The organism is Acidipila rosea, from assembly GCF_004339725.1.
GTDB lineage: Bacteria > Acidobacteriota > Terriglobia > Terriglobales > Acidobacteriaceae > Acidipila > Acidipila rosea.
The window spans coordinates 360,653-374,360 of sequence record NZ_SMGK01000001.1 but is presented as its reverse complement, the minus strand read 5'-3'; the positions used below and the strand labels follow the sequence as shown (position 1 = coordinate 374,360).

8 protein-coding genes are annotated in these 13,708 nt (G+C 54.9%); 3 read left to right on the top strand and 5 right to left on the bottom strand.

Going from position 1 to position 13,708, the window contains the following annotated elements; translation table 11 throughout:
• Positions 1-1,296, top strand: coding sequence for a 16S rRNA (cytosine(967)-C(5))-methyltransferase RsmB (gene rsmB, locus C7378_RS01520; RefSeq protein ID WP_131991000.1), 1,296 nt, complete (start codon positions 1-3; stop codon positions 1,294-1,296).
• Positions 1,297-1,306: 10 nt separating this feature from the next.
• On the opposite strand, the gene C7378_RS01515 is transcribed toward rsmB, so the two are convergent.
• Positions 1,307-3,076: a coagulation factor 5/8 type domain-containing protein gene (locus tag C7378_RS01515; RefSeq protein WP_243647986.1), complete on the bottom strand. Its 1,770-nt coding sequence runs from the start codon at positions 3,074-3,076 to the stop codon at positions 1,307-1,309.
• A gap of 124 nt (positions 3,077-3,200) precedes the next feature.
• Between C7378_RS01515 and C7378_RS01510 the strand changes: the two genes are divergently transcribed.
• A complete protein-coding gene (locus C7378_RS01510; protein WP_131990998.1) occupies positions 3,201-4,175 on the top strand; it encodes a carbohydrate kinase family protein in 975 nt (324 codons plus the stop codon).
• On the opposite strand, the gene C7378_RS01505 is transcribed toward C7378_RS01510, so the two are convergent.
• Complete coding sequence (locus C7378_RS01505; RefSeq protein WP_131990996.1) at positions 4,172-5,521, bottom strand: erythromycin esterase family protein; 1,350 nt, start codon at positions 5,519-5,521, stop codon at positions 4,172-4,174. The two genes, C7378_RS01510 and C7378_RS01505, sit on opposite strands and share 4 nt — an antisense overlap.
• A 31-nt stretch (positions 5,522-5,552) precedes the next feature.
• Positions 5,553-6,947 carry a phosphoribosyltransferase family protein gene (locus C7378_RS01500; RefSeq protein WP_131990994.1) on the bottom strand — a complete coding sequence of 465 codons (1,395 nt, stop codon included), beginning with the start codon at positions 6,945-6,947 and terminating at the stop codon, positions 5,553-5,555.
• 247 nt (positions 6,948-7,194) lie between these two features.
• Between C7378_RS01500 and C7378_RS01495 the strand changes: the two genes are divergently transcribed.
• Entirely contained in the window at positions 7,195-8,361 is a 1,167-nt protein-coding gene (locus C7378_RS01495; protein ID WP_131990992.1) for a baeRF10 domain-containing protein, read from the top strand.
• Positions 8,362-8,454: 93 nt separating this feature from the next.
• On the opposite strand, the gene C7378_RS01490 is transcribed toward C7378_RS01495, so the two are convergent.
• A complete protein-coding gene (locus tag C7378_RS01490) occupies positions 8,455-10,065 on the bottom strand; it encodes a tetratricopeptide repeat protein (protein ID WP_207901294.1) in 1,611 nt (536 codons plus the stop codon).
• Positions 10,066-10,171: 106 nt separating this feature from the next.
• On the bottom strand, positions 10,172-13,630 hold the full coding sequence (locus C7378_RS01485) for a TonB-dependent receptor (RefSeq protein WP_131990988.1): 3,459 nt from the start codon (positions 13,628-13,630) through the stop codon (positions 10,172-10,174).
• Between the last annotated feature and the right edge of the window lie 78 nt (positions 13,631-13,708).

Genomic DNA, 13,708 nt, shown 5'->3' with positions numbered 1-13,708 from the left:
ATGATTGCACCTGCGCGGGCGGCAGCCTTCGACATTCTGATCAACGTTGCGCGAAACCAGGGTCACAGCGACGAACTCCTGCGTGGCTCCGCAGTCGACAGATTATCCCCACAGGACCGCAACCTGACCACGAATCTCGTCATGGGCACTCTGCGCTGGCAGCTGCTTCTCGATCAGCGCATCACCTCTCTGCTCGCGCGCCCTGAAACAAAACTCCCGCTTCCGGTCCAGATGGCCCTGCGTCTTGGGGCCTTTCAGCTTATCTTCCTCGATCGCATTCCGGTACATGCCGCCATCGGCGAAAGCGTCGAGTTGGCGAAGCAGGGCGAGAGCAAATTTGCCGCTGGAATGGTCAATGCCATCCTGCGCAAAATCGCCTCAAGCGCAAAACTGACCCAATCTGTCCCGCAGATCGATGCTGTCGCCGCCCATCCTGAGTGGCTGGTGGCGCGATGGGCCGAAAATTATGGATCCGAAGCTGCCAAAGCAATCTGTCTCTACGATCAGCAGCAGCCTCCGGTCACCCTGAGGCTCGTGGATGAGCAAAGCGAAGCTTCTTTACTGAGCAACGGCATAGAGCTCGCGCCGGGCGACTTTCTCGCCAGCGCGCGACGCGTCGTCCGCGGTGATGTGACCGCATCCGCAGCCTTTCGCTCCGGCGCAGTCCGGATTCAGGACGAAGGCTCGCAGCTCATTGCTGAGCTTGCAGACCACGGTCAGCGAATTCTTGACCTCTGCGCAGCGCCCGGTGGTAAAACAGCAATTCTTGCCGAGCGAAACCCCGAGGCAGTCATCACAGCCTGCGACGTCAGCAGCCGCCGGCTCAACTCCATGCGTGAGCTTCTTGCTGGTTCCCCCGGCGCGGAGCGCATCCGCTACCTGCATGCTGATGCGACCACGTTCCAGCTGGAACCTGAGTACGATCTCATCCTTTGTGACGCACCCTGCAGCGGCACGGGCACGATTGCCCGCAATCCCGAGATTCGCCATCGACTCGCGCCCGCGGATCTGAAACGCCAGCAAGCAAAGCAGCTCGCCATCCTCTCCTCTGCGATGCAAGGTCTCGCTCCCGGCGGACGGCTCATCTACTCGACTTGCTCGCTTGAGCCGGAGGAGAACGAAGAGGTTGTCGAGCGCTGTGTCGACCGTGCACCCGGCATGGCTCTTCAGTCTTTTGCCAGGGTGGAAGGACTTCCCGCCACCGCCTTTTCAGGCCACTACCTGCGAACCATTCCCGGCATCCATCCTTGCGATGGCTTCTTCGCTGCACAGATCATCTCGACCCGCACGGCCTAGCAGCCTGAAATTATGGAAAATCCGTAACCTTGGGAGTAACACGCGGCTGAAGCGAAGTTGCTCCACCGGTGTTGTCGATAACGTTGCTGATCCCTCCATGCGTGCCCAGGCAAACAGTAATCATGTCGTGAAACCTGACACTGGGCTTGCGCGGAACCTCAATGGCTCTGGTCAAAACAATATTCGGATTCGTGAAGACGCTATAGATTCCCAGGCCCCACGCTTCATGGCTGCTCACGCTGTCCGCAACCTTATACGATGCCCACCCATTTGTTCCCGGCGCGCTCGTGTAGCTGGCCTGATTCGGAGGATCATAAGGGATCTCAGACTGATAGAAGTAGGTTCGTCCGCCATTGCCATTCCAAAGCACCTGGAACTGCTGGTGATGCTCGACAAATAGGCCATAGATGGTGACATCGTTGCCGTTCACGACGAGCCCGTTTGTGCTGGTATTCAGATTCCAGCCCACACCCGCACCGTGATCTGCGCGCCAGATCCACGTGTGATCCACAATCGTGTCGTTGCTGTTGATTATTAGATTGATCCCGGTGCGGCCCACGCCAGCGCCTCCCACGCGAAAAAAGACGTCGTGGAGAGAAATAGGGTCGTTGCGATGGTGAGCTTTGCTTCTATCCGGCCCCACTTCGAGCAGAACAGGCGATTTGGCAGGCCCCGCATCAAAGAGCAATCCTGCAAGGATAATCCCGTCTGCATCCGCTGTGGTCATGGCAGCCGTGCCGTTAACCGGCTGCAGCGTAGCAAAACCGAGCCCCATCACGACCGTATCGGGCCGCGTCACTCGAATGGCTTCAGCAAGCCTGTAGATGCCAGGAGTAAAGAGTAGCTCCTTGCCCTTCGCCAACTGCGCATTGATGGTCGCTGCCGTGTCCACATCTGGCCGCGCAATGTAAAACCGGCCGAGAGGAATAGACCTTCCCGGCGTCGATCCCGCGCGCCAGCTGATCCCCGAGCTATCTCTCCGGAGGGACGGAACACGCACACTATAGTTCCCTGCTGCATCAACTTCCAGAAATGGCTTCTCACGCACGACAGGGGTCTTCTCCACCTTTGTGTAGGGTGGCGAAGGCCATTCACCCGTGGGCGGGTGCTCAACGCCGACGAAGACCATATTCCAGTTTGAGCCGGTCCAACTGCCCCAGTTGCTGTTCCTTGCGATCCATTGCTGCTGGGTACCGGATCCGACGTTGCCATCAATCAGGTCATCAGCCATCCAGCCGCCGCTCGCCCATCCGTTATGTTGATGGAGGACCATATCTCCGCGAACATGCATGCGACGGAAAGGCACCGCCTGCGAGACCGCCCACTGCATCATGCCGCCTGTGGGCGTCACCGAAAAGCCTTCTGCGGCTCTCCAGAATGTAGTCGTGGCATTGTTGTTCCGAGCGCTCGCATCGGCATGCACATTGCCGGTGATGTGCACCCTGTCCGGTGATGCTCCCAGTCCCAGCACCTCCGTGTAGAAGCCCACCGGCACATCTAGGTGATACTCACCGGGCATGAACAAAATGGCATTGCGTTCTGGGCCGAATTCATTACGCCGCTGCGTCGCGTAGATATTGTTGATCTCTTCCTGCATAGTCGCCGCCGGCATGGCAGGGTTCAAAACAAGCACATTTGGTCCGAAATCGGGCCTGGCATTCTCCGCAGCCATCAGCGTGCTTGCACCATAGGCAAGCACGCCTGCCGTCACGCCGAGCTTGATCGCTGCTCCAAAAATATTGGTAATCTTACGCTGCTTGCGAGGTGTCAACTCTTCCATAGCTCGGTTTTCCTTCTCAACTCTGGCCTGGATCATCGCTGGAATCGCCTGTGGCTCAATAACTTGCCATGCAGACTTCAGTTCCTGATGTTACCCGGATGAATACTCCATTTACATTGATAACATGACGAATTCGTCGAAGGTTGACCTGGTCGGCGTGGGACTGAACGCCACTGACACTCTGATTCATCTCTCGGCCTACCCTGCGCTTGGCTCCAAGGTCGAGTATCGACATGCGAATGTGCTGCCCGGAGGGCAGGTTGCGACCACCGTTGTTGCCTGCCAGCATTGGGGCATGCGCACTCGATATGTCGGGAAACTTGGCGACGATGAAGCAGCGAATCTGCATCGCGAAGCCTTCGCCCGCGAAGGTGTAGAAACGCAACTCATCACCGTAGCAGGGGGCGCCAGTCCACAATCACTGATACTCGTCGATGGCGGAGGAGAGCGAACCGTCTTCTGCAGAAAAGATGAGCGGCTCATCCTGCAGCCCGATGATCTCAATCCTGAGTGGATTCTGAATGCGCGCGCGCTTCATGTAGATGGCCACGACACTGCCGCAGCGACCCTGGCTGCCAGTTGGGCGCGGGATGCGGGCATCCCTGTCATTGCCGATCTTGATGAACCTTATCCTGGTGTAGAAGCGCTGCTTGAGAACATCGATTACCTGATCGCGAGCAGAGATTTCCCTTGCCGGCTCATGAACGAGCCTGACCTGGAAAGGGCTTTGCACCAGATGCAGCGCCGCTATAGCTGTCTTCTTACCGCTGCGACCCTGGGACAGGATGGCGTGCTCGCCTGGGATGGCAACCGCTATCATCATTCTCCTGCCTATCGTGTCTCTGTGGTCGATACAACCGGAGCGGGTGATATCTTCCACGCTGGCTTCATCTATGGATTGCTTCAGAGTTGGCCCCTGGAACGGCAGCTGGACTTTGCATGCGCTGCTGCTGCGCTGAACTGCACGGCAGTAGGAGCTCGAGGCGGCATTCAATCCCTCGAGGCCATCGAACATCTCATGGCTACTGCACCTCGTTACGCCGCTGAGTATTATGTTCCAGCTTCAGAGGAACGCGCCGCGCAGATAACCCACGACTAAATTCCCGACGGAAACGTCTCAGCTGGCTCTGCATCCTTCAACATGGCGATTGGCTCTAACGGTTCTACGGCTCTCGTCTGGTCAAAGTGAATGACTGCGTCAAATTGATCTGAAAGGCGTGCTTCAAAATAGTGGCTGGCTCGTTCCGTCTCCGGCCGGTAGATCACGCCGATCGCCCGCTCAAGCATGGGCTCACTGAGTCCCGCTGTAACCTGTGTGCCCCGCTCCAGCGGCAGCACAAATGCGGGAATGCCAGCTCTGTGAAACAGCCCTTCATAGCTGTCGACCCTCGCCGGTCGCACCCTCTTGCGCTCTCCGGGGCCATCCCAGTTTGACGCTGCAGTCACCGTTCCCTCATAAGTACTGAAGCCCACCAGACAGACATCCTCTCCATATCGCTCACGCATGAGTTGTCCCACGTTCCACTCTCCATCTGCATGCATCTGCGTAGCCCGCGCATCTCCCAGGTGGGAGTTATGTGCCCACACAACCACTTTTGCAGAATGACGCTTTGTAGCGAGATGCCTTTGCAGTGAGTCGAAGGTCTCCACCATATGCGCATCGCGGAGATTCCAGGAAGAAACCCGCCCTCCGAACATGGTTCGGTAATAATGCTCCGCATTTTTCACCAGCCGCGCATTCTGCTCAGCAGAAAAGAAGTCTTCCTCCGCGATCCATCCATCCCTCCGCACATACGCAAGAGCACTCCTTCTCAGGTCGACCAGCTGGGCAATCACTTCTGCTTCGCACTTACGGCTTAGCCCTAAGCCGGTTGCATAGCCATATGCCTGAGCATCTTCGCCGAAGTGTTCAAAGCACGCATAACGATGCCGCGCTCGCATCGCTCCCTCAGGATCTATCTTGTCGAGATAGCCGAGAACCGCTTCGATCGAGGCATGCAGGCTATAGAGATCCAGACCGTAAAATCCAATTCGAGCTAAGGACTCTGCTGTGAGCGAATCGTTATAGCTGCGCAACCATCCGACAAAGTCCAGCACATCTGCATTGCGCCACATCCAGGCCGGAAAGCGGCGGAATCCGCTCAGGGCCTCAACAGCATCCGCATCAGGACCTCGTCCCTGCACATAGCGATTGATGCGATAAGCGTCCGGCCAGTCCGCCTCGACCGCAATCGCATTGAAGCCCTTTTCGCGCACCAGTCGCTTGGTGATCTCTGCACGCGCGGAATAGAACTCGTGCGTCCCATGGGATGCCTCGCCCAGCAGCACATAGGAAGAATCGCCTATCAATTTCAGCAGCGGATTATAGTCATCCGTCGAACCTGTCAACGGATGCGCGGCATTATGGACCAGATCTACAACGAGGGGAAGAATTGCATTTGCCATAATCACTCCCGGCTTTTCGCTAACAGTTAGCTCAGGCCGTTTCCCGGATGTTCTGCAGTTTGCCGCTCTGTGCCAGATAGCGCACAAACCACTCTGCAGTTATCCGTGCCACCTGCTCAAGCGTGCCGCGCTCCTCAAAAAGGTGCGTTGCTCCCGGTATCAAAATGAGATCCTTATCCGGGCATTTCAGTTTGGCCAGGGCCTGCCTGTTGAGGCTAATGACAATTTCATCCAGGCCTCCAACGATAAGCAGGGTAGGTGCCCTCACACTGCCCAGACTTTCTCCTGCCAGGTCCGGCCGCCCTCCGCGAGAGACCACAGCAGATATCAACTTAGGTAGACGCGCAGCCGCTACCAGGGCCGCTGCAGCTCCTGTACTGGCCCCGAAGTAGCCGATAGGAAGATTGTTGACGTCTTTGTTCTGAGTTACCCATAAAGTCACATCAACTAGCCGCCCTGCCAGCAAGCCAATGTCAAAGCGAAGTTCGGCAGTAACCCGGTCAACAACTTCTTCCTCGTGCGTCAAAAGGTCAAACAGTAAAGTTGCCAGACCATGAGAGTGCAGTTCCTCAGCTACGAATTGATTTCTTGGACTGTGACGACTGCTGCCGCTCCCGTGAGCAAACAACACTAGCCCCTTCGCTCTATGGGGGACGCTTAGGATGCCCTCCAACTGAAGTTCACCGGCTTTGATCGATATTTCGCGTTGATGCAGATACAAGGGAGCCTTCTGGGTGGCACTCACACCCTCATCCTCGGGACAATCCTCACCCGGACTTTCCTTGGCCACCTTTTCAGCCAGCCTCAATAACTCGATCACCTCCTCATCGGAGACCTGCGAAAACGAGTCGTAAAACTGGCCCACCGCATAGAAATCCTTCGGGGTATACAACACAACCAGTTCATCCACCAATGGGCGGAGCCAGTTGCAGGTTGAAACCGGCGCCACTGGAACTGCGATCACCAGCCTCTTCGGCTTCATTTCGCGCAAAGCGCGAATAGCTGCAAAAATGCTTGCCCCTGTCGCTATACCATCGTCAACAAGAATGACGGTCCGGCTCTCGACATTGAGAGGCGCCTTGCTACCGCGATAGAGCAGCGCGCGCGTTTCCAGCCTTTCTTTTGTGGCCTGTGTAATGCGCTCTATCTGTGCTCCGGAGATTCCGGCGGCCTGAATAATCCTTTCATCCAGATAGCGGCCATCCCCTGCGGCAATTGCACCAAAGGCAAGCTCCTCCTGCCCCGGAACTCCAAGCTTTCGGGATAGAAATACATCCAGCCGCGTATTTAGCTCGCGAGCGATTTCGTATGCTACGGGAATTCCTCCGCGAGGAACTCCAAGCACGATTACATCTTCCAGCCCTGCATACTCTGAAAGCTCCTTTGCTAACTGCCGTCCCGCATCCTGTCGATTCTTAAAGATCATGGATTTACCTCGACAATTCCAACCCGTGCTACAACTCTCTTCTTCTGAGATAAATACGCTCCAACGGGGCTGAATACAGTGACGCGCGTCACTTTGCCGCAGGACTGATCCGCAACATGAAGGTGTCCGTATGCTCCCGGAGTTTGCTTGGTTCCTCAGGCCAACTTTTCCTCATGGGTGACTTGCATCACATCATGCCCCGAAGAAGAGCGGTAAGCTTGCGCCAGAAATCATCTCGAGGTGCTTTGTGAAAGCTGCCACAGATCTCACCGCCCGCCTGGAATCCAGTACTTCGGTTACACCACAGGATCTTCAAGCCTTGGCGAAGCTTCGCGATCCGCTGGGCAACGCCGTGTCGTTTTACTTCAGCCACACCACGACTGCCAGTAAAGCTCATCGAGAGGAACTGATCGCCATCAGGGGACTTATCCAGGAGAAAATGAATGGCCTTCCCACAGGATCGGCATCCGCTCCACTATCGCATGACCTCGCGGATCTTCTTGCCCTCGCCGAGGAGATCCGACTTACTCCCAATCGCCTGCATATAGTCTTTGCAGATCGGAGCATGCATGTATGGCAGCAACTGGATCTGCCGGTAATCAGTCCGCAAAGCTCCTTGTACCTTGATCAACGCTTTCATCTCGCGCCTCTAATGCGAGCAGTGCAATCGATGGCGCCTTATTCTGTCGTCTTGCTTGAAAGTGGAAAAGCCAGGGTCTTTGTCGTTCGCGGCACTGAAATCCACGAAGTACCTGAGCAAGCCTCGAATGAAGATCTGAGCCTGCATGCTGAAGACTCGCGCGTAGGCTGGTCAAAACATATCGAAGGAGGTCAAAGAGAACTCGAAAAGACATACTTCAAAGAACTGTTGCAACAGCTGCAGCAATTTCTGTCGAAGCAGAGGATCGGCCGTCTGGTCATCGGATGTCGCGAAGATCTATGGGGTGAAATCGAGCCACAGTTCGCGGCCCTTGAAAAGAGTGTCTTGATCGGACGGTTTCACCTTCCGAGTTTTGCAGCAAGCGCCGCTGAAATACTGCAGATCGCCAGGCCACTTTTCGAAGCAAGCCAACGGGCGCGCGTAGACACACTCTTACAGGAAATCAGTGAAACCCCATCCCGCGGTTCCTATGGAGTAGAGCAGGTGCTGCAGATTTTGGCAGAGGCCGGTGCGCAAAAGGTAGTTCTAGGCATGCAGTCTGCCCAATCGATTCACGAGTGCAGTGCCTGCGGGCACATGATGCCAGATTCTGTTCAGGCTTGTGCCTTCTGTGGCAGCAGTGACCTCCTCGACATCCCCGCGGAAGAGGGCATCATACGGCAGGCCCTTCTCAGTGGCGCCGAGATTCTCTTTGCCGAAACCTCTGCCCATGAAGGCTTCAAAGATGTAGCTGCACTCCTGAGACACGGATAAAACAGACGAATGGTCAGGAGCAGTAACGCCATAGGCTATCCATAGATAGTTTTGCCATGATTCACACTCGAAAAAAGCTATCCGACGAAGAAACTACTGAGTCGGTGATGATGTGACAGGCATCTCTTCCAGTTTGTAGCGTCTATGCTGTACTGCTTCGGACTTTGTATTAGCTCGTAGCTTCGTCAATTGTTCCAGGAGCTGTGGAATCTCCTCTTTCTGGTCCGTTTTCCGAAGCGTCAGGATTAGATGGTAAAGTGCTTGCTGATCCTGAGGGTCGACAGAAAGAGCGGCGCGCGATTCTTTAATTGCCAATTGACTCCGGCCGTCTTGGAGATAGATCTTGGCGAGCAGGTCGTGGGCTGCAACCATCTTTGGATCGAGACGGGCTGCGCGTTCAGCGGCTGCGACTTCCTCTTTATATTCAGGCGTGCCCGGAGATTTGCCCTCTTCCGAAAGTGCCTCGGCGAAGAGATATTGCGTCAAGGCGTCGTTGGGGTGAGCCTTCGCTGCAGCACGAAAACTGCTCAGCGCCTCGCCTGATTTATGTTCCTGCGATTCGACCAGTCCTTCAGCAACACCAGGGAAGGACAGGTTTGGATCGATGCGGTTCGCGATATCAAAGTCAGCCGTCGCCTCGCGAAATTTGCCAAGCTGCGCGTAAAGTATGCCACGCGCTAGATAGAGTCGCCCTTCACGCGGCAACTGTGTCAGTCCTGCGTTGAGGTAATCGATACCAACCTGCATCGAGCCGTGATCGTAACAAAGGGAAGCAAAGTCGAGATATGCCTCCACATCCTTCGGCGACTGAAGAATAGCCCTTCTTATCAACTCCACAGCATGTGAGGTGTCGTTAGTAGACTCGTAAATATTTGCCGCGAGGAGCAGTGTACTTGCCGTTGCTGAGGTCGACTCGATCGCCGGCTGCAAGGTCGCAAGAGCTTCCTGCGGACGATCTGCCTTCCACTGGGCAACTGCATAATTAAGCCGAAGCTCTTCCATATCAGGGGCCAGCGCCAACGCACGCTCAAATATCTGCAGAGAATCCTGGTAGCGACCTTCGATCACGAGACACGCTCCGTAGGCGCCCAGTGCGTTTGGCTGCCTCACGACCGCCTGTAGTCCTTTCTGAAAATCAGCAACTGCATGCTCGCAATCATGCTCCCGATACTCCATAAAGCCCAGCATGGCATGCGATGTCTCATCGTCGGGACGCTGTCTGAGTACCTCCAGAAGCAAATGCTTCGCCTCTGGACTGCCCCGCTTAAATTGGATCTGAGCAGCGCCTTCCAAGGCAGGCAGATAAGCGCCATCAAGCTTGAGCGCGTGCTGATAGGACCCCAGTGCTAAAGAGTCTTCCCCTTTTCCCGCATAGGCCATAGCTCGCAGAGCCCACAGGCGTTTGTCGCCAGGGCTCGTCTTCAGCGCTGCTGCTGACTGGGTTAAAGCCTCGTCGAAGTTGCGGGCACGAAGGGCGGTGACCACGTCAGCAACTGGCGATCTCTCTGGACCGGGCTGGGAAGCAAAGGAATATGGGATGGAGAGCATGGCAAAGAGGAGCAGCACAAGGGCATAACCTCGAAGTGCGTTCGCTTCTCTACCCATTCTTTGTGCTTCACACTTGAGCATTGTTACGACGGCCGGCTTCGTGATACCCAGGATGTCGAGATTATATAAGCAGGAAGGATACCTTCGCTCTAGCATACGTCGGGAACCGCATGTGGTCATCCACTCAGTCCCACTAATACGGGAAGGGCTGTGCAAGTCACGCTTCCCCTTGCACAGCCCTTCTACTAGCTCTGCTCGACGTCTAGAAGTCCAATCGCGCCCCCAGAAGCATATTGCGCGGCGGATTCGTGGATGACGACTGCCCAAAGCTGCCATCCGGCAGATTCGTATCTACCCCGTTCAGGTTGACGCGATTAAACAGATTGAAAGTATCCAGGCGAAGCTCAAGGTTGATACCTTCCCATATCCGGGTCACCTTCTTGAGGGTTAAGTCAGTATCGGCGTAGCCAGGATCGCGGAATTGGTTGGGCGTCTGATTCCCCTCCTGGCCCAACTGTGGCAGGACAAACTGGCCGCAGGGAAGCACGCCGCCGGGACATGTTGGGAAGATTCCATGACCGACTTCGTAGTCTTTACGGCTATGCTTTTGCTTGTAACTGGTCACGCTTGGATAATCGTTGTTGTCACCGTCAGCGTTGAAGTCGCCGCTACCCGGAGCAAAGCGCAGATTCCCCGCTGCCTGCTCCGCCTGATAATTAGCAGAGGTAAGCACTGCTCCATCTGCTGCAGTCGTACTTACAGCGAGGGGAGCATTCGTCGTTACAGTGAATGGATATCCGGATTGCAGCACGGTTGTGCCTGCCACAGTCCATCCCCCAAGAACATGTCGTGCAAGGCTGTTTGACAGCTTATCGCCTGGAAGAAGATAGCTGAGACCCAGCGAGAACCGATTGGGCACATCCCATGGCGACGGTGCATAAAACTGGCTATAGGGATATGCGATAGGGTAATTCTGCCAATCATCCATCGACTTGCCATGTGTGTAAGAGGCAGTTACAAAGCCGCGTCGGGCAAATCGGCCTTTCACCGCCAGAATCAAAGCCTGGTAGTTAGCGATGGCTCCATTGAACGAGTAAGTCATTCCGCCGAAGCTTGTATTGAGACGGGTTTGCGTGCCAGAGCCGCTATATGCTCCAGAGGATGTGAAGTTGGGATGGGCTATCAAATCCCCGGAAAATGCATTCACGTCATTTCCATAGGATGTTGCGTTCTCATTACCTCCTCCGGTCACAAGATCCTGCGAATGCGAGCCAACGTAACCGATGCTTGCCACCATGTCACGCGTGATTGCATGTTCAACAGTCAGAGACCAGTTCAAGGTGGACGGAGATTTGAGATTCACGTCCACTCCACCAACCCCAATCTGGGCGCCCACAATACCTCCTTTTGCATCCAGCGGCCTACCCTGAAAAGCCGGATAGGGGAAGCCAAAGGGATAGGTATTCTGCGTTCCGTAGCCGAAGATAGGTGCTGCGGTCGAACCATTGTTGTAGAAGGTAGGCACAATGGGGCCAGGCGGGTTTGACCCAAGTCCGTTCTCTGCATTTCCTAGAGTGAAGAAGTCGTGATACAGGCCGATGCCGCCGCGAACCACCCATGCACCATCGCCGAATGGATCATAGGCAAAGCCACCGCGTGGGCTGAAGTTCCAATTGAGATCATGATTGAAGACGTGATTCTGCTGCGTCATGACTCCATTCGCGATTCGATCAGCAAAGGCTGCCCCATTACCTGTGTGGAAATTGGCCAGCACTGTCCCTTTGAGCGCCACATATGGATTGCCAAAATTGTCATAGCGAATGCCATAGTTCAACGTCAGTTTTCGCGTAGTCTTCCAGGTATCTTCAATAAATCCGCCACCTGTTGTTTCCTGATAACCATAGTTGCGGTCGGCCGGCTTACCTGTAACAGGATTGTATGCAAGGCCAGATTCGCTGTAAGGATTGTCATTGATCAGATCGATCATGTTCGTGTAGTTGATCGTTGGCTGTCCATAGGCGCCGGCGAAGTAGGCGAGATCATCGCCATGCCATCCTTCATAACCAGCTTTGATTGTGTGAGCTCCTTGTATATGAGTGAGCACGTCTCGCCAGTGGTAGCTGTGTTGGATATAGTCGCCTAATGCGAATCCGTCACCGAAGCCCACGCCCAACCCCGTTACATTGACGACCGGTACGGTGAAAAGACCTGAGGATGGTGAAAATCCTTCGATGCGGTTGTAACCCATGAAGGCTTCATTAAGAGTTGAAGGAGAGAAGGTGTGTGTCTCGTTTCCCTGCAAGGAAAAGGTGTAATAGTTGTTCGTTGTATTGAAGGCTGGACGAACGGCTGGTCCGCCGGTCTTGATAGTGTCGCGGTAGAAAAGACCATACACGCGATCCTTGGAAAAGTACTTATCTATGCGGACGCTATACTGCTTTGAATTGTTATAGCTCGAAGAGTTGAAGTTACCCTGGTCGAAGACGGCTGTACCGCATGGAATGTTATCCGTACTCGGCGTGCCGCAGCCTTTGTTTGCTACTGGATCCTGTGGACCAAACGCCTGCTCTGCTGTCTGAAGAACATTGCGGAAGGTTGCATTGGAGGGAGCATACTTGGCTAAGAGCTTGACTTCCGGACTATTGGGCTGCACAGACTGGGCAAAGTTCACAAAAGCAGGATCTTCATACGTTTGCAGTGACGAGCCATTAGAGGTCAGCGAGAGATATGGCTCATAAGTGATAAAGAAAAAGAACTTATGCTTCGGAATGACCGGACCACCCACTCCAAAGGAGAGATTGTTGGTGTGATATGGTGCAAGCTTCAGAGGCTGCGGAACTCCAAACTCCCCTCGCGCCTGCAAGCCCTGATAGGTGTAATACTCGCTGGCAAAGCCATGATACTGGTCTGTACCGGCGCGAGTAGACATAACCGTCTGAAGTGAGCTGGCACGGCCATACTCTACATCGTAGGTGTTCGTCTGAACAGTTGTCTCGGCGAGCGAATCGACATTAGGTGTCAGATTTACGACGCCAGGTCGGATGCTACTGGTAACGTCGAGTCCATCAACCACGTACATGTTGCCGTTCTGTCCGCGGCCGTTTGCGCTTGCGTCGACGTAGTTCTCAGGATTGAAGTTTGTAGCAGTGCTCGCGCCGAGGCCTGTAACTCCGGGCGTCAAGGTGATCAGTGCGGTTGGATTCCGCGATGCCAGTGGTAGATTCTCAAGCGCAGTCTGATCCAATGTTTGTTGATTGCGACTGTCAGAGGTATCCAGCAGCGGCGCCTGACTGGTGACTGTGACATTTGTGCTCACCTGGCCAATGGTCAGGCTGAGGGGAACATTTCTTGTCTCACCAGCGTTGAGCGTAATCGATGTCTGCGCACTGGAAAAGCCCTTGGCGCTCACCGCAACCGTGTAGTTGCCAGGCCCCAGGCTGGCAAATCGGAAGACACCGTTCGAGTCGCTCGTAGTGCTCTGGGCAATCTGGTTATCATTGTTAGTGAGTGTGACCGTCGCACCGGGAATTGATGCTCCTGTCGAGTCCTGCACACTCCCCTGCACTCCAGCCGTGAACTGGCCATAGGCAACAGATGCCGTGATAATAGCAAGCAGTGATAGAGCTTTGATGGCTCGTGCAATCGACCATGACAGTCCGAACCACTGGACTTCATGGAATTTTACAGTCAGTCTCTTAATGTCGTGATGCAACTTCCTCATCTTGACCTCTCCCAGAAATACTTAAAGTCTCTTGCTGCAGCGATTCGCGGGAAGTCCTCATCCAGACGGAATTCGCTA

Bases quoted from the DNA above. Each gene is read 5' to 3' on its own strand.
- rsmB (WP_131991000.1), top strand. From the start codon at position 1: ATGATTGCACCTGCGCGGGCGGCAGCCTTCGACATTCTGATCAACGTT.
- C7378_RS01515 (WP_243647986.1), bottom strand. From the start codon at position 3,076: ATGGAAGAGTTGACACCTCGCAAGCAGCGTAAGATTACCAATATTTTT.
- C7378_RS01510 (WP_131990998.1), top strand. From the start codon at position 3,201: ATGACGAATTCGTCGAAGGTTGACCTGGTCGGCGTGGGACTGAACGCC.
- C7378_RS01505 (WP_131990996.1), bottom strand. From the start codon at position 5,521: ATGGCAAATGCAATTCTTCCCCTCGTTGTAGATCTGGTCCATAATGCC.
- C7378_RS01500 (WP_131990994.1), bottom strand. From the start codon at position 6,947: ATGATCTTTAAGAATCGACAGGATGCGGGACGGCAGTTAGCAAAGGAG.
- C7378_RS01490 (WP_207901294.1), bottom strand. From the start codon at position 10,065: ATGCTAGAGCGAAGGTATCCTTCCTGCTTATATAATCTCGACATCCTG.
- C7378_RS01485 (WP_131990988.1), bottom strand. From the start codon at position 13,630: ATGAGGAAGTTGCATCACGACATTAAGAGACTGACTGTAAAATTCCAT.